General features: G+C 66.5%; 20 protein-coding genes and 3 pseudogenes. 16 read left to right on the forward strand and 7 right to left on the reverse strand.

Annotated elements, in window-relative coordinates; translation table 11 throughout:
- Positions 1 to 32 precede the first annotated feature (32 nt).
- The 3 genes and pseudogenes from proC to C7453_RS17970 all read right to left on the reverse strand — a co-directional run bounded on the left by proC (position 33) and on the right by C7453_RS17970 (position 1,879).
- Positions 33 to 789, reverse strand: a pseudogene (gene proC / locus C7453_RS17960) (pyrroline-5-carboxylate reductase).
- A 71-nt stretch (positions 790 to 860) separates the two neighbouring features.
- The gene (locus C7453_RS17965; protein ID WP_114729564.1) at positions 861 to 1,364 is read right to left on the reverse strand and encodes a type III secretion system chaperone family protein; all 504 of its coding nucleotides are present in this window, start codon (positions 1,362 to 1,364) and stop codon (positions 861 to 863) included.
- Between the two features lie 191 nt (positions 1,365 to 1,555).
- Positions 1,556 to 1,879, reverse strand: a complete 324-nt coding sequence (locus C7453_RS17970; protein WP_114729565.1) for an accessory factor UbiK family protein — start codon at positions 1,877 to 1,879, stop codon at positions 1,556 to 1,558.
- Between the two features lie 271 nt (positions 1,880 to 2,150).
- Here C7453_RS17970 and rfaD point away from each other — a divergent pair, with 271 nt between their 5' ends.
- From rfaD to C7453_RS18040, 14 genes and pseudogenes are all read left to right on the forward strand, one after another.
- The gene (gene rfaD, locus C7453_RS17975) at positions 2,151 to 3,131 is read left to right on the forward strand and encodes an ADP-glyceromanno-heptose 6-epimerase (protein ID WP_114729566.1); all 981 of its coding nucleotides are present in this window, start codon (positions 2,151 to 2,153) and stop codon (positions 3,129 to 3,131) included.
- A gap of 43 nt (positions 3,132 to 3,174) precedes the next feature.
- Positions 3,175 to 4,023 (forward strand): prolipoprotein diacylglyceryl transferase, encoded by an 849-nt coding sequence (gene lgt / locus C7453_RS17980; RefSeq protein WP_114729567.1) that lies wholly within the window; start codon positions 3,175 to 3,177, stop codon positions 4,021 to 4,023.
- 32 nt (positions 4,024 to 4,055) lie between these two features.
- Positions 4,056 to 5,078: a class I SAM-dependent methyltransferase gene (locus C7453_RS17985; protein ID WP_220791301.1), complete on the forward strand. Its 1,023-nt coding sequence runs from the start codon at positions 4,056 to 4,058 to the stop codon at positions 5,076 to 5,078.
- On the forward strand, positions 5,068 to 5,892 hold the full coding sequence (gene pgeF, locus C7453_RS17990) for a peptidoglycan editing factor PgeF (RefSeq protein WP_114729569.1): 825 nt from the start codon (positions 5,068 to 5,070) through the stop codon (positions 5,890 to 5,892). Before C7453_RS17985 ends, pgeF begins: the two co-directional genes overlap by 11 nt.
- Positions 5,889 to 6,863, forward strand: a complete 975-nt coding sequence (locus C7453_RS17995) for a hypothetical protein (protein ID WP_114729570.1) — start codon at positions 5,889 to 5,891, stop codon at positions 6,861 to 6,863. The genes pgeF and C7453_RS17995 overlap by 4 nt, the downstream gene beginning before the upstream one ends.
- 119 nt (positions 6,864 to 6,982) lie before the next feature.
- Entirely contained in the window at positions 6,983 to 7,963 is a 981-nt protein-coding gene (locus C7453_RS18000) for a ribose-phosphate pyrophosphokinase (RefSeq protein ID WP_114729571.1), read from the forward strand.
- A gap of 85 nt (positions 7,964 to 8,048) precedes the next feature.
- Entirely contained in the window at positions 8,049 to 8,645 is a 597-nt protein-coding gene (locus C7453_RS18005) for a histidine phosphatase family protein (RefSeq protein ID WP_114729572.1), read from the forward strand.
- A gap of 110 nt (positions 8,646 to 8,755) precedes the next feature.
- Positions 8,756 to 9,385 (forward strand): 50S ribosomal protein L25/general stress protein Ctc, encoded by a 630-nt coding sequence (locus tag C7453_RS18010; RefSeq protein ID WP_114729573.1) that lies wholly within the window; start codon positions 8,756 to 8,758, stop codon positions 9,383 to 9,385.
- Positions 9,386 to 9,422: 37 nt separating this feature from the next.
- Positions 9,423 to 10,001 carry an aminoacyl-tRNA hydrolase gene (gene pth / locus C7453_RS18015; RefSeq protein ID WP_114729574.1) on the forward strand — a complete coding sequence of 193 codons (579 nt, stop codon included), beginning with the start codon at positions 9,423 to 9,425 and terminating at the stop codon, positions 9,999 to 10,001.
- Positions 10,001 to 11,095 (forward strand): redox-regulated ATPase YchF, encoded by a 1,095-nt coding sequence (gene ychF / locus C7453_RS18020; protein ID WP_114729575.1) that lies wholly within the window; start codon positions 10,001 to 10,003, stop codon positions 11,093 to 11,095. The genes pth and ychF overlap by 1 nt, the downstream gene beginning before the upstream one ends.
- A gap of 237 nt (positions 11,096 to 11,332) precedes the next feature.
- Positions 11,333 to 12,583 carry a glutamate-5-semialdehyde dehydrogenase gene (locus C7453_RS18025; protein WP_245949152.1) on the forward strand — a complete coding sequence of 417 codons (1,251 nt, stop codon included), beginning with the start codon at positions 11,333 to 11,335 and terminating at the stop codon, positions 12,581 to 12,583.
- Positions 12,584 to 12,621: 38 nt separating this feature from the next.
- Positions 12,622 to 13,176, forward strand: a pseudogene (locus tag C7453_RS18030) (nicotinate-nucleotide adenylyltransferase); the annotation flags it as partial.
- A gap of 156 nt (positions 13,177 to 13,332) precedes the next feature.
- A complete protein-coding gene (gene rsfS, locus C7453_RS18035) occupies positions 13,333 to 13,794 on the forward strand; it encodes a ribosome silencing factor (RefSeq protein WP_220791300.1) in 462 nt (153 codons plus the stop codon).
- Between the two features lie 14 nt (positions 13,795 to 13,808).
- Positions 13,809 to 14,265: pseudogene (locus C7453_RS18040) on the forward strand (23S rRNA (pseudouridine(1915)-N(3))-methyltransferase RlmH).
- Between the two features lie 220 nt (positions 14,266 to 14,485).
- Here the strand turns inward: C7453_RS18040 and C7453_RS18045 are convergent.
- From C7453_RS18045 to C7453_RS18060, 4 genes are all read right to left on the reverse strand, one after another.
- Complete coding sequence (locus C7453_RS18045; RefSeq protein ID WP_114729577.1) at positions 14,486 to 15,229, reverse strand: CHAP domain-containing protein; 744 nt, start codon at positions 15,227 to 15,229, stop codon at positions 14,486 to 14,488.
- Between the two features lie 314 nt (positions 15,230 to 15,543).
- Positions 15,544 to 15,894: a RidA family protein gene (locus C7453_RS18050; RefSeq protein ID WP_114729578.1), complete on the reverse strand. Its 351-nt coding sequence runs from the start codon at positions 15,892 to 15,894 to the stop codon at positions 15,544 to 15,546.
- 71 nt (positions 15,895 to 15,965) lie between these two features.
- Complete coding sequence (locus C7453_RS18055; protein ID WP_114729579.1) at positions 15,966 to 16,598, reverse strand: nucleotidyltransferase family protein; 633 nt, start codon at positions 16,596 to 16,598, stop codon at positions 15,966 to 15,968.
- Entirely contained in the window at positions 16,595 to 17,671 is a 1,077-nt protein-coding gene (locus C7453_RS18060; RefSeq protein WP_245949151.1) for an XdhC family protein, read from the reverse strand. Before C7453_RS18060 ends, C7453_RS18055 begins: the two co-directional genes overlap by 4 nt.
- A gap of 171 nt (positions 17,672 to 17,842) precedes the next feature.
- Between C7453_RS18060 and C7453_RS18065 the strand changes: the two genes are divergently transcribed.
- A complete protein-coding gene (locus tag C7453_RS18065) occupies positions 17,843 to 18,523 on the forward strand; it encodes an MBL fold metallo-hydrolase (protein ID WP_114729580.1) in 681 nt (226 codons plus the stop codon).
- 32 nt (positions 18,524 to 18,555) lie between these two features.
- Positions 18,556 to 19,071, forward strand: a complete 516-nt coding sequence (locus C7453_RS18070) for a DUF192 domain-containing protein (RefSeq protein WP_114729587.1) — start codon at positions 18,556 to 18,558, stop codon at positions 19,069 to 19,071.
- Positions 19,072 to 19,853: the final 782 nt, after the last annotated feature.

The raw sequence follows: 19,853 nt of genomic DNA on the forward strand, positions 1-19,853 counted from the left end.
AATTACGGCGCAGGGGCGTGCAAGTTCGTCGTTCAGGATGCCAGTTCGTGCGCGCGGTGGGCGGCGGCGGCGATTGCCGCCTCCATTTCCGCCGGCCAGGCCGATGGCGCCATCAGGACATCCAGCGCCTTCTGGGTCGTGCCGCCGGGGCTGGTGACGCGGCGGCGCAGTTCCGCCGCGTCGAGACCCGACTGTTCCATCAGCGCGCCGGCGCCCGAGACGGTGCGCCGGGCGATCTGCCTTGCCAGGCCGGCGGGCAGGCCCTGGGCGATGCCGGCCTGTTCCATCAGTTCGGCCAGCAGGAAGACATAGGCGGGGCCGCTGCCCGAGACGGCGGTGACGGCGTCCATCTGCTGCTCTTCCGCCACCCAGGCGACGTCGCCCACCGCCGAGAGCAGGCGGGTGCAGAGGGCGCGGTCGGCCTCGGTCGCGGCGGGGGGGGGCGAAGCAGACGGTCATGCCCTGGCCGACGGCGCTGGGTGTGTTGGGCATGGCGCGGATGACGGTCGCGCCAGGGGCGCCGGCGGCGGCAAGGGCGGCGGTGAGGCCGCCGACCGTCTTGCCGGCCATGACCGACAGGACCGGCGCGTGGCGGGCGAAACGCGCGATGGACGGCAGGATGTCCGCCGCCTTCTGCGGTTTCGTCGCCAGGATGATCAGGGCGGGGGTGAAATCGTCCGGTAGATCGGAGGCCTGCCGGGCGACCGTGTGCGGGGCGGGAATATCGTCGCGGTGCCGGTCGAGAATGACGGACGGGGCCAGCCCGTCCGCCTGCCAGCCGGCCAGCATCGCCCCGCCCATCTGCCCGCATCCGACGAGCAGCAGCGGGGGAAGCGGGGCGGGCGTGGTCTTCTCGTCGTTCATGCTTCGCCTGCGCAGTCGAGCATGGCGGCTTCCAGCGCCTCGGTGGGGGTTTTGCCGCCCCACAGGACGAACTGGAAGGCTGGGTAGAAGCGCTCGCATTCCGTGATGGCGATGTCGATCATGTCTTCCAGGCTTTCCATCGATGCGCCGGGGGCGCCGCGCAGCAGGACGGCGTGACGAAACAGCGGCATGCCGCTTTCCAGATCCATGCCGAAATGACCGATCCACAACCGCTCGTTGGCCAGTGCCACCAGTTCGAACAGGGCGCGGCGCTGCTGGTGAGGCACCTTGAGATCGAACGTGCAGGTGAAGTGCATCGCGCTGACTTCGCGCGACCAGGAGAAATACAGACCGTAGTCGCACCATTTCCCGGGGGCCTCGGCGGCCATTTCCGAATCGTTGCGGCGTTCGAACGCCCATTCGTATCCGCCGACGATCTGTTCCATCAGATCGAGCGGGTTGGCGTCGTGCTTGGAAGTGGAGATGGAGAGGGCAGGCATGTGGGACTCCCCTAGGCCGTGGAGGGAGGGGGCCGGCGTCGTGCGTCGGACCCCGAACGTCTGCAAACCGGACCATGTGTCATTCCCGCCACGGGTGGGAATGTGGTCACACCCCAACCCTATGGGCGGTCTGGCCATGCTGGCAAGCGCAGGCGCATGCGTGCGGACGATCGAGACAAAAAATTTATTGTTCAGGCGTAATTGCTGAACGATCCGCCCGGCGGCTCGGGAGCCGGAAACGGCTCGTTCGGGGCGATGACGGCTTCCAGCGTGGCGACTCGTGCTTCCAGCGCGGCCAGCCGGGCGTCGGACTCTTCCTGGGCGGCGCGGGCGCGGGCGGCGAGTTCGCGCACAACCTCGAATTCCTCGCGCCGGACGAGGTTCAGCGACGACAGGGCTTCGTCGACCCGCACGCGGACGATGGCGCCGACCTCCTCGCGCACGCCTGCCAGGGCCGAGAGCGCGCCGCCGGCGACACCGGCGAGATCATCAAAAAAGCGTGGCCTGTCGGACATGGCGGGTCCTCCTATGTTCACTGCCGGGTCTGTGCCCGCACCCGCCGGAGGGAGCGCGGACCGAGGGATCGCATGCGCAGCATATAGACAGTCCGGTGCCGCAAGACCATCCGGCAATACGAAAGGCGGGCTTGCGGTGCGGGGTCCGGGGCGGGTTGAGAATGTTCATCGGAGTATCGGAGAGCCTGTCTGCAATCTGCGCTGGTGGCGATCCGAAGCGCAGTCCGGACAGCCTCTTCGAACGTGGCGCGATCTGTTTTATAGAGACGGCATGATCATCATCACCGGTGGAGCCGGTTTCATCGGCTCATGTCTACAGGCGGCGCTTCGGGCGCGGGGCGAGGAGACGGTGATCGTCGACTGGCTGGGAACGGGCGACAAATGGCGCAATGTGGCGCGCCATGCGCCCGACCGGCTGGTGGCCCCCGAGGCGCTGGACGCCTTTCTGGACAGCCGGCCCGACGTGTCCGCCGTGCTGCATATGGGGGCGATCAGCGAGACCACCGCCCGCGACGGCGATCTGGTCTGGCGCACCAATGTCGATCTGTCGACGCGCCTGTGGCAGTGGTGCGCGCGGGAAGGGGTGCGGTTCATCTATGCGTCCTCGGCCGCCACCTATGGCGCGGCCGACCGGCCGGAGCAGTTTTCCGACGATCCGGCGGGGCTGGAGGCGCTGCGGCCGCTGAACCTGTATGGCTGGTCGAAACATGTGTTCGACCGCCATGTGCAGGCGTGGACGGCCGGAAACGAGCCCGCGCCCGCGCAGTGGGCCGGGCTGAAATTCTTCAATGTCTATGGGCCGAACGAATACCACAAAGGTGGCATGGTCTCGGTCGTGAAGGTGAAATACGACGAGCTGATGCGCGGCGGGCCGGCCAGGCTGTTCCGCTCGAACGTGCCCGGCCTGGCGGATGGGGCGCAGGCACGCGACTTCATCTGGGTGGGGGATGTGGTCAACGTCATGCTTTGGCTGCTGGACAATCCGCATGTCAGCGGGCTGTTCAATTGCGGTACCGGGGTGGCGCGCACCTATCTGGATCTGGCCCATGCGGTGTGCGATGCGGCCGGCGTGGCCCGGCAGGTCGAATTCGTGGACATGCCCGAGGCGCTGCGCGGCCATTATCAATCCTATACCTGTGCCGACATGACGCGGCTGCGCGCGGCGGGATACACTAGGCCGTTTACGTCGCTGGAGGACGGGGTCCGCCGCTACGTGCATGATTACCTCGCCACCGCCGACGCCTATCTGTGATGTTCGTCCGGTTCCTGCCCCCCTCGACGTCGAAGGACGCCGCATGCTGCCTGTACTGATCTTTCCGCAATTCGATCCGGTCATGGTGCATGTGGGGCCGCTGGCCATCCGCTGGTACGCCATGGCCTATATCACCGCGCTGCTGGTGGGCTGGCGGCTGGTGCGCCATCTGGTCACGCTGACGCCGCGTGCCGGTACGCCGGAGCAGGTGGATGATTTCCTGACCTGGGCCACGCTGGGCGTCGTGCTGGGGGGGCGGCTGGGCTACATCCTGTTCTATCAGCCGCAGGTCTATCTGGCGCATCCGCTGGCCGCGTTGCAGGTGTGGCATGGCGGGATGTCGTTCCACGGCGGGGCGCTGGGGGTGGTGGCGGCGCTGGCGCTGTTCGCCCGGCGCAATGGGCTCAGTTTTCTGGCCTTTTCCGACCGGGTGACCATCGTGGTGCCGATGGGGCTGGGGTTGGGCCGGGTTGCGAACTTCATCAACGGCGAATTGTGGGGCCGGGCCGCGCCGGCCGATCTGCCGTGGGCGATGATCTTTCCGCAGGCAGGGCCGGAGCCGCGCCACCCTTCGGAACTTTATGAGGCGTTGCTGGAAGGTGCGGTGCTGTTCACCGTCATGTGGCTGGTGGCGCGCAGCGAGCGGATTCGCGAGCGGCCGGGCTTTCTGGCCGGGCTGTTCCTGTTCGGCTATGCGCTGGCGCGCAGTTTCTGCGAGTTTTTCCGCGAGCCTGACGCCTTTATCGGGTTCCTGCCGTTCGGGACCACGATGGGGCAGCTTCTATGCATTCCGATGGCGATTGCCGGTGCGGGGCTGATGGCGCAGGCGATGCTGAAGCCGCCTTGCCCCGTCCTGATGCCGGCCGAGGCCGTGGAAGGCGAGCATCCGTGAGCGGTGCCGCGCCGGAACGGCTGGACCGGTTCATGGCGCGGGCCAATGCGGCCTATTATGCCGGGCGGGACCCGTTTGCGGACTTCATCACCGCGCCCGAGATTTCGCAGATGTTCGGCGAGATTCTCGGGGCGTGGGTGGCGGTGACCTGGCAGGGGATGGGACGGCCCGATCCGTTCATCCTTGCCGAGGCCGGGCCGGGGCGCGGTACGCTGATGGCCGACATGACACGATTGCTGGCGCGGGTGGCGCCCGATTGCCATGGCGCGGCGCGCGTGCATCTGGTCGAGACCTCGCCCCGTCTGCGCGACGTGCAGCGTGCGGCGCTGGCGGGGCGGACGGCGCATCCGGTGGCGTGGCATGAGACGATCGCGGCGCTGCCCGAAGGGCCGATGATCCTGCTGGCCAATGAATTTCTCGATGCCTTGCCGATCCGGCAGTTCGTGCGGACCGAGACGGGTTGGGACGAGCGGTTCGTGGAGGGAGTGGGGTTCGTGACGCTGCCGGCGGTGGACCTGCCGGAAGGGCCGTTCGACCGGCCGGTGCCCGAGGGCGAGATCCTGGAATGTTGCCCCGACGCGCTGGGCGTGGCGCGGGAGGTGGCGGCACGGTTCGTCCGGTCGGCCGGTACGGCTTTGTTCATCGATTACGGGTATGACGGCGCGCTGTGGGGGGACACGTTGCAGGCGCTGCGCGATGGCCAGCCGGCCTGGCCGCTGGCCGATCCGGGACAGGCCGACCTGACGGCGCATGTCGATTTTGCGGCCTTTGCCCGCGCGGCGGTGGGGGCGGCCTGTCATGGCAGCGTGACGCAGGGGGCGCTGCTGGCGGAACTGGGTCTTTTTGCGCGGGCTGGGCAACTGGCGCGCAACCGGCCGCCGGTCGAAGCCCACGCTATTCAGGATGCCGCCCAGCGATTGGCGGCGCCGGACCGGATGGGGCGGCTGTTCAAGGCTCTGGCGGTGACGTCGCCGGGATTGCCGGTGCCGCCGGGTTTTGCCGTCGCGCCGCTGGCGGGGACGCACGGTGAGGAGGGAGGACGCCATGAGCCATGAGGATATCGTGCAGGAGGCCGGGACGATTCCGTCTGCTGCGATCCTGCGGCATGGGCTGCTGGATGGTGTGCCGCATGGGTTCTTTACCCGGCAGGGCGGGATGTCGCAGGGGCCTTATGCCAGCCTGAACTGCTCGACCCGTTCGGGTGACGACCCGGTGGCGCTGGCGGAAAACCGGCGGCGGGTGGCGCAGGCCGTCGGCGTGGCGCCGGCGCATCTGCTGGGCGTGACGCAGGTGCATGGCGATGGGGTGGTGACGGTGACGGCGCCCTGGCCCGTCGGGCAGGGGGCGGCGGCCGATGCGATGGTGACCGATCGGCCTGGGCTGGCGCTGGGCGTGATTACCGCCGATTGCGGGCCGGTGCTGTTTGCCTCGGCGGACGGTCGGGTGGTGGGGGCGGCGCATGCCGGCTGGCGCGGGGCCGTGGGTGGCGTGCTGGAGGCGACGCTGGCGGCCATGGCGGCGCTGGGGGGGGCGGCTGCGCATGTGCGGGCGGTGGTCGGCCCCTGTATCGGGCTGGACAGTTACGAAGTGGGGGCCGACATGCGCGCGCAGGCGCTGGCGGCCGATCCCGGAGCGGAATCGTTCTTTCATGCCGGTCGGCGGGGGGAGCATTTCCAGTTCGATCTGGCGGGTTATTGCGTGGCGCGCCTGCGTGCGGCGGGCATCGGCGAGGCGGTGGCGCTGGGGGTGGATACGCTGGCCGACGAGGCACGGTTCTTCAGCCATCGGCGCCGGACGCTGGCGGGGGGCGGGCCGATCGGGCACCAGATTTCGGTCATCGCGCCGGCTGGTGCTACAGGTCTGGCATGATTTGCGTGCTTCCTGTCCGTCGTCTCGCTGGTCTGGCTGGTGCGGCCAGTCTGCTGCTCCTGTCCGGGTGTCTGGACGTGCCCCATCCGTTTCGCGATCCGGGGCAGGTCGGGCGGTCGCTGGCCCGGAATGCACCGCCCGCGCGGCTGGCGATTCCGCTGCCGGCGGCGGCGTTGCTGACCGATGCGGCGGCGCGGGAGTGGAGCCGCGACATGGCCGCTGCCCTGCTGGAACAGACGGTGCCGGCGATGGCCCAGCCCGTGCGCCCCGGCGACTGGTGGTTGCGGCTGGGCGCGGAGACGCGGGGCGGGATGGTGGTGCCGACCTACAGCATCATGACGCCGGCCGGCGTGGTGCGGAACGCGGGTGAGGGGGTGGGGGTGCCCGCTGCCGCCTGGGCTGCCGGCGACGTGGATGCGCTGCGTGGGTCCGCGCATCAGCTTGCGCTGGCGATCGCGGGGGCGCTGACGGGGATTCAGGCCGACCAGATGGCGCTGGACCCGCACAGCCTGAAGCATCGTGCGGCGCGGGTCTATTTCTCCGGGGTGAAAGGGGCGCCGGGGGACGGAAATGTGGCGCTGGCCCAGGCGTTCGTGGGCTCGCTGCGGGATGCCGAGGATGCGGTGCAGGACAATCCGCGCGATGCCGATTTTACCGTCTCGTGCGTGGTGACGGTCAGTGAGGTCATTCCCGGCGGGTCGGGCCATCCGCAGCAGCATCTGCAACTGGTCTGGCGGGTGGTCGATGCGCAGGGCAAGGAATCGGGGGCGGCCACGCAGCTTCATGATATCGACGCCCATTCGCTGGACGGGCATTGGGGCGAGGTCGCGCTGGCTGCCGCGCAGGAGGCGGCGGGGGGGGTGCGGCAGGTGATCTCGCGCTATTCGGGGCGGGACAACACGCCGTTGCCGCCGCCTGCCGGGACGCAGGCGGGTGCGCCTTCTGTGGCGAAGGGGCAACGGTCGGGCTGATCCCGCGTCTGCGGCATGGCCGGCATGCACGATCGATACGCGAGACGGATGACAGGACGGGGCGCGGTTGCTAGAACCCGCGCGCCAGCCATGAGTGCGCCTTCCGGGAGCGTTGCCAGATGAAGATCGTCGCCTGTAACAGCAATTTGCCCTTGGCCGAGAAGGTGGCGGCGGAATTGCGGATGCCGCTGTGCAATGTGTCGGTCCGGCGTTTCGCGGACATGGAAGTCTTCGTCGAGATCCATGAGAACGTGCGCGGTGAGGATGTGTTCGTCATCCAGAGCACCTGCTCGCCGACCAATGACAACCTGATGGAACTGCTGATCATGCTCGACGCGCTGCGTCGCGGGTCGGCGCGTCGGGTGACGGCGGTGATGCCGTATTTCGGCTACGCGCGGCAGGACCGCAAATCCGGCCCCCGCACGCCGATCAGCGCCAAGCTGGTGGCCAACCTGCTGGTCGAGGCCGGGGCGAACCGTATCCTGACGATGGATCTGCACGCGATGCAGATTCAGGGGTTCTTCGATATTCCGGTGGACAATCTTTACGCTGCGCCGCTGTTTACGCGCGATATCAAGGGGCGGATCGAGCCTGGCTCGCTGCCGTATGAGGCGCCCGCTCTGGATATTCCCGGTGGCTTCGAGAACCTGATGATCGTCTCGCCCGATGTCGGTGGCGTGGTACGGGCGCGGCAGCTGGCGCAGCGGCTGAATGTCGATCTGGCCATCATCGACAAGCGGCGCGAGCGGGCGGGCGTGTCCGAAGTGATGAACGTGATCGGCGATGTGCGCGGTCGCTACTGCATCCTGGTCGACGATATCGTCGATAGCGGGGGGTCGCTGTGCAACGCCGCCGTGGCCCTGATGAACGAGGGTGCGGTGGCGGTCGAGGCCTATGTGACCCACGGTGTGCTGACCGGTAGTGCCGTGTCGCGCATCGCACAGTCGCCGATTCGCATGCTGACGCTGACCGACAGCATCGCCGCGACCGAGGCCGTGGCGAAGGCGGAGAACATTCGCCAGATCAGCACCGCCAACCTGCTGTCGCGCGCCATGCGGGCGGTGTCGGACGAAAGCTCGGTCTCCTCGCTGTTCGATTGAGCGGTTGAGGGGTAGGTCCCCCGGATTGACCGGGGAGACGGGGACGACCTATCGGGGGTGGATGAACCGACAGGAGCTTCCGGATATGACCAAGCTGATCGCCCGGCCTTACTGGTATCTGCGTCATGGCGAGACGGACTGGAACGCCGAGGGGCGGTCGCAGGGGCGGTCGGACATTCCCCTGAATGCGCGGGGCATCGCCCAGGCGGAGGCGGCGGGCGCGCTGCTGGCCCGGGACGAGGCCGCTTATGCGCCGATCGCGCGGATCGTGGCGTCACCGCTGGTCCGCGCCCTGCGTACGGCGCAGATCGTGGCGCAGGCGATGGCCGCGCCGGGTGGGCACCCGTTGTCGGTTGCGGTGGATGACGGGTTGCAGGAGGTCTGTTTCGGCGATCAGGAAGGCCAGCCGATGGGCCATTGGTACGATAGCTGGATTGCCGGCGATTACACGCCGAACGGGGCCGAGCCCTTCGCTGAATTGCGGGCCCGGGCCGTGGCGGCGGTCAATCGCGCGCTGGATGGCGAGGGGACGGTGCTGATCGTCTGCCATGGCGCGATGTTCCGTGCCCTGCGATCGGCGATGGGGCTGCCGGCCAATGTGCGCCTGCCCAATGCCACGCCGCTGTGGGTTCGGCCGCCGGCTGCGGCTGCTGCGGCGTGGAGCCTGGATGTGATGGGCTGATCGCGGCCGCCTGGCGCCGAAATATTTGCTTCGGTCGGGCTTTTCCGTTAAACGCCCCCACGCGCGGGCACCCCTGGAGGCCTGCGTGAACAGGTTTTCAGGAGCAGAACGTGACCCAATTTACGAAACTTGAGGCTTCTTCGCGCGCGAAGGCTGGTAAGGGGGCAGCGCGCGCGACGAGGCGTGCCGGTCAGGTGCCGGCCGTTGTCTATGGTGCGAAGCAGGAACCGACGCTGATCGCCCTCGACCCCCGTCTGGTGCTGCGTGAGATGCACAAGGGCGGCTGGCGTTCGCGCGTGTACGACATTAATGTCGATGGTGCGTCGACCACCGCCCTGATGCGCGAAGTGCAGCTGCACCCGGTGACCGACCAGCCGGTGCATGTCGACTTCCAGCGTCTGGCCGCCGGCGAGCGCGTGCATGTCGAAGTGCGCATCATCTTCACCGGTGAAGAGAAGTCGCCCGGCATCAAGCGCGGTGGCGTGCTGAACATCGTCCGCCACAGCGTGGACGTCAGCGTCGATCCGGCGAACATCCCCGATGCGTTCACCGTGGACCTGTCGCAGCTCGACATCCATGACAACGTGCGTTGGGACGATCTGAAGGGCACGGAGAACGTGACCCCCGTTCTGCAGATCCCGAACTTCGTGATCGCCACCGTCGCGGCGCCGACCGTCGACGACACGGCTCCGGCGGAAGCCGCTGCTGCCCCGGCGGCGAAGGCTCCGGCGAAGAAGTAAGAACGGACCTGACGGCCAGACGACAGGGAAATAGGCGATGCTGCTCTGGACCGGGCTCGGTAATCCTGAGCCGGGAATGAGCCGGCATCGGCACAATGTCGGTTTCATGGCCGTCGACCGCATCGCGCTCCGCCATGGCTTTACGCCATGGCGGAAACGCTTTCGCGGCGAGGTGGCCGAAGGGCGGGTGGGCACGCACAAGGTGCTGCTGCTCAAGCCCATGACTTACATGAACCTTTCAGGCGAGAGCGTTCAGCAGGCGGCGGCCTTCTACAAGATACCAGTCGACTCCATCACTGCCTTTCATGACGAGCTGGATCTGGCGCCCGGTCGGGTGCGGGTGAAGCGCGGGGGCGGCGCGGCGGGGCATAACGGCCTGCGCTCGATGGACAGGATGCTGGGAAGCCAGGACTATTGGCGTGTACGTCTCGGCATTGGGCACCCTGGTGTGCGCGAGCGTGTGACGGGCCATGTTCTGGGTGATTTTTCGAAAAGCGATCAGGACTGGCTGGAGCCGATGCTCGACGGCCTGTCCGACACGGCGCCGGTCCTTGCGGACGGGAAGCCCGAACTGTTCATGACCAAAATGGCGATGCTGGCCGGGGAGAAGGGCTGATGGGGTTCAATTGCGGTATCGTGGGCCTGCCGAATGTCGGCAAGTCGACCCTGTTCAACGCCCTGACCGAGACGGCTTCGGCCCAGGCTGCGAACTACCCGTTCTGCACCATCGAGCCCAATGTGGGCCGGGTGGCGGTGCCTGACCCACGGCTGGAAAAGCTGGCGGAGATCGGCAAGTCGCAGAAGATCCTGCCGACCAGCCTGGAATTCGTCGATATCGCCGGCCTGGTGCGCGGGGCCTCGCGCGGGGAGGGGCTGGGCAACCAGTTCCTGGCCAATATCCGTGAGGTGGATGCGATCATCCACGTGCTGCGCTGTTTCGAGGATGACGACATCACGCATGTCGAAGGCGGGGTCGATCCGATCCGTGATGCCGAGATCATCGAGACCGAGCTGATGCTGGCCGATTTGGACTCGCTGGAAAAGCGGATCGTCGCCCTTCAGAAGAAGGCGAAGGGCAATGACCGCGAGGCCGCGGCCCAGGTCGCGCTGATGGAGCCGCTGATCGCGGCCCTGCGCGAGGGACAGCCGGCGCGTACGGCAATTCCCGCCGGGCAGGAAGAGGCGGTGCGTCGCCTGCAACTGATGACCAGCAAGCCCGTGCTGTATGTCTGCAATGTCGAGGAGGCGTCTGCCGCCACCGGCAATGACTTCTCGAAGAAGGTGCAGGCGCGTGCGGAGGCTGAAGGTGCGGCCGTCGTTGTCGTTTCGGCGGCGATCGAGGCGGAAGTCAGCCAGTTGGGAGCCGAGGACCGCAAGGAGTTCCTTGACGGGCTGGGCCTGGCCGATAGCGGCCTGGATCGGGTGATTGCGGCTGGCTACGGGCTGCTGGGGCTGCGGACCTATTTCACGGTTGGCCCGAAAGAGACCCGCGCCTGGACGATTACGGCCGGCACGCGCGCACCGCAGGCCGCGGCCGTGATCCATAACGATTTCGAGCGGGGGTTCATCGCCTGCGAGACGGTCGCCTATGAGGATTACGTTCGTTACCAGGGCGAGGCTGGTGCCAAGGAAGCCGGCAAGCTGCGGATCGAAGGGCGGGATTATGTGGTGCAGGACGGGGATGTGCTGCTGTTCCGCTTCAATGTGTAAGGGGTTCTTCTTTTTCTGAAGAAAAAGAAGCAAAAAGACTTTTGATCTGTTCAGGCGCGTCGTCTGGCGCAAGCACAAGGCTGCTGAACGGATCAAAGTTTTTTGGTTCTTTTTTTTCAAAAAAGAACGGGAAATGATCGCCCGGCTTTTTCTCCCCTTGCCCTCGCCGGGCGGACGGTTCGAAAATGATCCGTTATCGAGGCAGGGAGGCCGGTCATGAACGCTGTTACGTCCGTCATGGAAGAGTGGGCCCCGGCCATGCCGACGCTGGGTGCGCGGGCGCGTGAGGCGGCCCGGATTCTGGCGCGGAGTTCTACCGAAACCCGGAATGCGGCCCTGAACCATGCCGCCGCCGCCCTGCGTGAGCGGCAGGACGAGATTCTGGCGGCGAATGCGCTTGATCTTGAAGCCTCGACCGCGAGTGCGGCGTTTCGCGACCGGCTGACCCTGACCCCGGCGCGGGTCGAGGCGATGGCGGCGGGGCTGGAGGATGTGGCGAAGCTGCCCGATCCGGTCGGGCGGGTGCTGGCGGAGTGGACCCGGCCCAACGGGTTGCGGATCAGCCGGGTGGCGACGCCGGTTGGCGTGATCGGCATGATTTATGAAAGCCGCCCCAATGTGGGGGCCGATGCGGCGGGCTTGTGCATCAAGTCGGGCAACGCGGTGATCCTGCGCGGTGGGTCGGAAAGCCTGCATAGTGCGCGGGCGATTCATGGGGCGATGGCGGCGGGCTTGCAGGCTGCCGGCCTGCCGGAGGCCGCGGTGCAGATCGCGCCGGATGCCGATCGGCGCCATGTGGCGGATATGCTGGGGGCGGCGGGGCTGATTGATCTGATCATTCCCCGTGGTGGCAAATCGCTGGTCGAGCGCGTGCAGCGCGAAGCGCGGGTGCCGGTGCTCGCACATGCCGAAGGGCTGTGTCACACCTATGTCCACGAAGCCGCCGATCCGGCGATGGCGCGGGGGTTGGTGGTCAATGCCAAGATGCGCCGCACGGGGATCTGCGGGGCGACCGAGACGCTGCTGATCGATGCCTCGGTGGCGTCGGCGCTGTTGCCGGGGATTGTCGCCGATCTGGCGGCGAAGGGGTGCAGCTTCCGGGCGGATGCGCGGGCGCGGGCGATTCTGCCGGATCTGCCGGCGGCCAGTGAGGCTGATTTCGCCACCGAATGGCTGGATGCGATTCTGTCGATCGCGGTGGTCGATGGCGTGGATGACGCGCTGGCGCACATCGCGCGGTTTGGCAGCGCGCATACCGAGGCGATCGTGACCGAGGATGCCGAGGTTGCGGCGCGTTTCCTGAACGGCACAGATAGCGCGGTGGTGATGTGGAACGCCTCGACCCAGTTCTGTGACGGCGGGGAATTTGGCTTCGGTGCGGAAATCGGCATTGCGACCGGGCGCTTCCATGCGCGTGGTCCGGTCGGGTTGGAGCAGTTGACGACCTTCCGCTACGAAGTGGTGGGGACAGGCCAGCAGCGTCCCTGATTGTGACATCGCTTCCGGTTTGGGGAGACGGGCGGCGGATTCGGGTCGGTCTTCTCGGGGGATCGTTCAATCCGGTTCATGTCGGGCATCTGCAACTGGCGCAGCGGGCGTTGCGGCTGTTGCGGCTGGATCAGGTCTGGCTGATGGTCTCGCCTGGGAATCCGCTGAAACCCGCCGAGGGGATGGCGCCGCTCGCGGAGCGGCTGGCCGGGGTAGCGGCGAAGGTCGATGGGCGGCGCATCATCGCGACCGATATCGAGCGGTATCTTGGCACGCGCTATACGGTCGATACGCTGGCGTTGCTGCGGCTGAGGTTTCCCAATGTGGAATTCGTCTGGCTGATGGGGGCGGACGGGCTGGCGGACCTGCCGCGTTGGCGGCGGTGGCGGCGCATCGTCTCGATGGTGCCGTTCGCGGTGTTGCCCCGGCCGCCCTATAATCCGGCGGCGCTTCGGGGACAGGCGGCGCTGGCGCTCGGCCGTTGGCGGCGGCCGGCGCGGGAGGCGCCGATCCTGGCCGATTGCGCGCCGTGCGCCTGGGCCTTTCTTCCTGCCCCGCAGATCGGTATATCAGCAACGGAATTGCGTGCCACCGCGTTGGAGCGTGCGTTGGCGCCTCAAGGTGATCCCGCACAGAAAGCATCAGGAGTAAGAGTCATCGCCAGGAAGCCTCCGGCCGATACGGGTACCACTCGTCGCACGGCACCCAAGAAGACAGCCGGCACGACCGGCAGAAAGACAACGGCCGGACTGGCCGCAGTGCCGGGTGCCGCGCGGGCGCCGGGTACGCCGCGCAAGAAGGCGGCCGTTGCCGGCCCCGGCAAGGCGGTGAACCGTGAACCGGCGGAAATCAGCAAGCTGGAAAAATATCTCTCGGTCATCACCGAGAGCCTGGCCGACGACAAGGGCGAGGATATCGTGGTGCTGGACCTGACGGGGCGTGCGTCGTTCGCCGACCGGATGGTGATTGCTACCGGTATCGCCGATCGGCAGATTTCCGCCATGGCGGCGCATCTTGAGCGCAAGCTGGGTGAGGCGGGGCTGAAGCGGGTGCTGATCGAGGGGGCGAACGGTTCCGACTGGGTGCTGATCGATGCCGGCGACATCGTCGTGCATCTGTTCAAGACCGAGGCGCGGGCCCAGTACGGCCTGGAGCGCATGTGGGGGGCCGATCTCGACGTGCCGCCCGGCGGAGCACCGGACGCCGAGTAGGACGCGGTCCGATGATGCGACTGATCGCTGTCGGGCGCATGAAGGACCGTGTGGATCGCGACCTGTTCCAGCGTTACGCCGAACGGCTGACGCCGAAGCTGGAGATGGTCGAGGTTGCGGAAGGCAGGGGGGCTGCCGCGGAAATCAAGCGGCGCGAAGGACAGGCCCTGCTGTCCGCACTGCCCGATCGGGCATTCGTCATTGCGATGGACGAGGGCGGGCGGGCGCATGCCAGCCTGGATTTCGCCCGGCATGTCGAGCGGTGGCTGGGCCTGTCGCGGCCGGTCTGCTTTCTGATCGGGGGGGGCGGAAGGGCTGGACGGGCCGGTTCTGGCGCGGGCTGACGATACGCTTTCGCTCGGGCCTATGACGTGGCCGCATATGCTGGTGCGCGGACTATTGGCCGAACAGCTTTATCGGGCGCGGGCGATCGCCTCGGGACATCCCTACCACCGCGCCGGACGCCCCTGAAAATCCTGCCTGGAAATGCGCGCTGGTGGCGATCCGGCGCGTGTTTCCTGCGCGTCGGTGCTCACGGCCATTGAGGCCGCTCCGCTCCGATGCTCGGAAACACACGACGGGCGCGCCGCTATGCGGCGCTCTCGCTCACCAGCCCACATTTCCAGGCAGGATTTTTGTGTGTGCGTTGGCTCAGGGAGTGTTTGAAGAAGGCTTTTGGCTGCCGCAGGGCTTAGCGAATGGAGCGGTTCGGGGCGTCTTCGCGGAAGGCGTGGCCGTAGGTGACGCGGGGCAGGCTCTCGGGAGCTTCAGCCACTTCGGTCGTCCGCATCGGATGACGCAGGTCGCTCGGGACGCTGTTGATGGTCTGCGGCACCGCACGCTCGCTGCTGGCCGTCATGATGCGGCCGCTGCTGTCCGGGCGGGAATAGATGAAGCCGTAGGTGGGATAGATGCTGCCGTAGGCCCCGTTATGGGCCAGGGCGACGCGAACCGCTGTCCAGTCATTGTTGGGCGAAACGTCGATCACCGACACGTTGCGGCTGATGCCGCGCTGCGCCCAGTGCGACTGGTCGATCACGATGGTGCGGCTGTCGACAACCTGGCGGACGACCGCGACATGGCCCAGCGGCATGCGTCGGTTGGCACGGAAATTCAGGATGCTGCCGGATTCCGGGGCCGCGCCACGGGCATAGACGCCAGCAGCGTTGTACCACCAGTTGGCCGCGTTTCCGTGAAGCATGACATCGGACGCCGACTTGGCGAAAGCCACGCACTGGATGACATGACCGGTTTCGTGGTGCCTGCCACGACGGAACGCCACATGGTGGCCGTGCTGCACGGCATGTACCGCGTGCACGGCATGCGTGGCATGATGAACCGATCGGCGGGCATCTGCGTTGGCAGAGAAGACGAGGCCCAGGGACGCCGCTGCTACAGAAAAGAGGAACGCACGTCCCAAACCACCTGCCCGCATCCTACAAGACCTCACACGCACTGTCGTTGCCCAACAGGGGTAGCAATGACGCTGCAACCCTGACAAGACGGCGCCGCATTTCTCATGCGGCATTGATGACATTTTCAGAAAACGGGCTGCCTGAATTCAGAAAATAGGAATATATTCCTCATCGAAAAATGCAGACCACGGTTATTCAATGGAAAATGGACATTGTGGGGATTTGGGGAACGGAGGGGCCGGAGCCTCGGATGGAGAATCGGAATCGGGACCCGTTGCATAAAAGCGACATCCGGTGTGGCCGGCGGGCCCCGTTTCCGGGTGAATCGAAAGGCTTACTTGGTGCAGATCAGCATGATCTCGACCAGGACGTCCGGGCTGGCCATCGTGGCCTGGACGCAGGCGCGGGCCGGAGCGCCGTCCTTCGGCAGCCAGGCGGACCACAGGACGTTCAGGGCGTCGCGGTCGGCGATGTCCTTCAGCCAGATCTGAGCCTGGAGCAGGCGGGTCTTGTCGGTGCCGTGCAGTTCCAGCGCTTCGTCGATCTGCTCCAGAATATCGCGGGTCTGGGCGGAGACGTCGCCCTTCAGGTCGCGCGCGACGAAACCCTGGGTGAACAGGAAGCCGTGATATTCCACGACCTTGGACAGGATCGCGTTCGGTTCCGTGCGGATGATCTTGCTCATTGGGGCCAGTCCTTCATGTTGGCGGCCACCGGGGCCGCGCATGCCCTTCTCCGATACCGGGTCGGGGCCAGTCAACCGCCCTGCGGTGGTCTCGATGCGGCGAACCGTTCGAGCCGGGCGGGGGTGTCGAAATCCTCATGGATCGTCTCGTCGGCCGGCACGATGGCTGTCTGTGCGCCGAGTGCGCGGATCAGCGCGCCGGCGCCCCGGTCGCCCTCCAGGGTCATCAGCCGCGGGATCATCGTCCGGTCCCACAGGACGGGGTGACCTTGCCGTCCGTCGTGACAGGGAATCGTCACGGGCGGGTTGTCGTGCCGATGGCGGGCGATCAACCGGTTGATCAACTCCGGGCGGAGGGTCGGCATGTCACCCAGGCAGATCAGCACGGCTTCGGGCGGGGGCTCCGCGATCGCTTGCAGTCCCGCGCGCAGGCTGGCGGACAGACCTGTTGCATGGTCGGGGGCGATGATCGTGCTCAGGGGGCGGGCATAGGGCGCGTGGGCGGTGATCGCGTTCCGCAGATCTGCCGCGCGGTGACCCAGCACGACGACGACCCGGTCGACCGTGCTAGCGCATATGGCGTGGAGCGTGCGGGCGATCATCGGCGTGCCGGTGGCATCGACGGTCAGGAGTTTGTGGTGTGGGGCCGACCGTGACGATCGGCCGGCGGCCAGGACCAGAGCGATGACGGGGGCTGCGGTCATGTCCAGCCGGGCTGGCGGCCCAGCGCTGCGTCGCGGCGCACGGCCACGATCTCGGCCAGGATCGACAGGGCGATCTCGGGGGCGCCGATCGCGCCGATCGCCAGTCCGACCGGGCCGTGGATGCGGGCTGTCCGCTCGGGGGCGATCCCGTCTTCCGTCAGCCGCTTCAGTCGTGAGGTCTGCGTTTTGCGCGACCCGAGCGCACCTATATAGAAGGCGGGGCTCTCCAGGGCCGTGCGCAGGGTCGGATCGTCGAGCTTGGCGTCGTGGGTCAGGGTGACGATCGCGGTGTGAGTGTCGATGGCAAGAGACTCCAGGGCCTCGTCCGGCCACTCGGTGACCAGTGTGATGCCTGGGAAGCGTTCGGGGGTGGCGAGTTGAGTGCGGGGATCGATGACGGTCACCGCGAAGCCCATCGTCGTCGCCAGTGGTGCCAGGATCTGGGCGATATGGACCGCGCCGACGATCAGCAGCCGGTAGGGCGCCGTCAACAGATGCAGGAACCAGGATTCGTCGGCCGCGCCGGTGACGCGGCGGCTGCGGCCATCGCGAAATGCCTGCTCCAGCGCCGGGAGCAGGTGCGGATCGATCGATCCGCCGACGGTGCTGGTCAACTCGCCCGTGGTTGTGCGGGTGACCAGCGCATGGCGCATGTCGGAGAGGCGTGTCGCCAGTAATGCGGGTTTCCGCTGGTGTCGTAGATCGACCGCCGCGCGCAATAGGGGCATGGGCAGGGTGCCGCCTGGACCGACTGCTTCCACCAGTACGTCCAGTTCACCGCCGCAGGCCAGACCGACCGACCATGCCTGTTCCGATGTCACGCCATAAGACAGCAGATTGGGGCGGCCATCCTGCATCGCGGTCATGGCCGCATCGAAGACGGAGGCCTCGACGCAGCCGCCGCTGACCGATCCTTCTATGCGTCCGTCGCTGTTGACTGCCATCATGCTGCCGGACGGTCGGGGGGAACTGCCCCATGCGGCGATGACGGTGGCCAGTGCTGCCGACTGTCCGTTCTCGGCCCAGGCGATGGCCAGGTCCAGCGGGTCATGAAGGAGGGACTGCGACATCATGCGCGTCACTCTATCAGCGTGAATATAGACAGGCCAGCAGCCGTGCCGCAGGGCGGTCTTGCTCCGTCGGCCGTCGGCTCGTACACAACGGAAACCTCCGGCGTCTGGCTCGGGGCAGGGGTTGGAGAGCGGCCCTGGCCCCCGCCGCGCGTAAGGCTAGGAGTCGCCATTATGTCGTTGTCTTCCACTCCTGATCTGGCCGGGCTGGAACTGGCTGTCGTGCCGGTCACGGCCTTCGGGCAGAATTGTTCGATCCTGTGGGACCCTGCCACGCGCCATGCGGTGGTGGTCGATCCGGGTGGGGATGTTCCGGTTCTGCTGCATGCCCTCGCGGCGCGTGATCTGACGGTGGATTGCATCCTGCTGACGCATGGTCATCTGGACCATGCGGGTGGGGCGGATGCGCTGCGCAATGAACTGGTCCGGCTTCAGGGTGGAACGGTGCCGATCATCGGGCCGGATGAGCGGGATGCGTTCCTGCTGTCCGATATCGCGGCACAGGCGGCTCGATACGGGCTGACCGGCATGGGCAATGTGACGGTGGATCGCTATGTGACCGATGGCGAAAGTCTGCCGGTATTGGGGCGGTCGCTCGCGGTGCTGCATGTTCCCGGCCATACGCCTGGCCATGTGGTGTTCCATGACCCCAAGGCTGGTTTTGCCTTCGTGGGGGATACCCTGTTTCGCGGTTCGGTCGGACGCACCGATTTTCCTTATGGCAATGGTCCGCAGCTCATTCAGGCCATCACGGACCGTCTGCTGCCGCTGGGCGATGCTGTGACGATACTGCCCGGCCATGGCGATATGACCACGATCGGTGCCGAACGGCGCAGCAACCCGTTCCTGCGGTGATGTCGCCGACAAACAGAAGAGAGCAATGGATGATGTGGGATTTGCGCATGTGCGCCGCGGCGTGCGGCTTGGTTGTGGCGCTGGGTGGAGGGCAACTGATCGGGACCGCGCATGCCCAGGTCGGGGATGATGCGCCGACGAAAGCGCAGGCGGAACTGCCGCGTGAGAACCTGACGATCACGGGCGCGAACGGGACGAAGCACGTCTTCTCTGTCGAACTGGCTACGACCCCGCGCCAGCAGCGGGTTGGCGAGATGTTCCGTACGGTGGTGCCCGCCGATCGCGGTATGCTGTTCGTCTGGCCCTATCCGCAGCAGAGCGACATGTGGATGGAAAATACACTGGTGTCGTTGGATATCGTCTTTATTGGCGAGGATGGGCGGATCTCGGCGATTGCCGAGAACGCCGTGCCGCAGAGTCTGGCGCGGATCAGCAGTCATGGGCCGGCACGCGCGACGCTGGAATTGCAGGGCGGCGTGACCGAGAAGCTTGGTCTTGTTGTCGGCGACAAGGTGGAGAGCAAGGCGCTTACAGCCCCAGCGGGCTGAGAGAGAGTCTACAAAGCCGTTCCGCTGGGAGCGGCATACGTCTCCTGAGCTTCGGCGTGTCGGGTCATTAAAGCCGTGCCTGCGCCGGGGCCTGGGGGCGCACAGGGACGTTGCCGTCGTGCGAGACGGCAGGTTTTCAAGTGGTCCCTACGGCATGTTTGCCCGGATCAATGATCGCGATGCGGCGAATTGAGTGATCACGTCATGAGGCGAGGGGGTGATTGCCGTCCGTGGGCATTGGGTCCAGCAAGCGGCAAACGGGTGCTCTTGCGCGTTAGGCAGTCTTCCAACAGGTGTTGCTGCGATCGGTTGGAGTCGATTCCGCGATTTTGGGGATAGTCCTGATTCGGATTGATTGGTGACGTGATGTTTCGCGACCTCAGAGCCGGTGTCTTTGCTTCGTGCCGTATTGGGGTGGCGGCCCTTGCGGCGGCCGAGGTGCGCGTTTCCATGATCGATCATCGACGGATTGGGGGAGGTGACGGCGGAGCTGATGCTTTGACACGCGGCTTTTCTCGGATGTGAGTCGGGCATCAAGGCGACCTGGGACGACGCATGGATGGGAAGTCCCGGAGTTCTGAGTCATTGACGTCAATTTTTTTAATCGGGAAAAATCCCTGTTTTCTGCGCCTTGCGGCGGGTTCTAACGGACGGGGACGAATTTTTTGTAGCTTCTGGCGAAAGTCGGCTGTTGACGGTGGTTTGGGTGGGGTGTAGATCGCTCTTCACCGCCGGGGCTGAGGTTCTTGACCTGGCGGTTCGGACCTGCTAGTTTCCTTGGC

The sequence above is a fragment of the Gluconacetobacter liquefaciens genome (genome assembly GCF_003350405.1).
Taxonomy (GTDB): Bacteria; Pseudomonadota; Alphaproteobacteria; order Acetobacterales; family Acetobacteraceae; genus Gluconacetobacter; species Gluconacetobacter liquefaciens.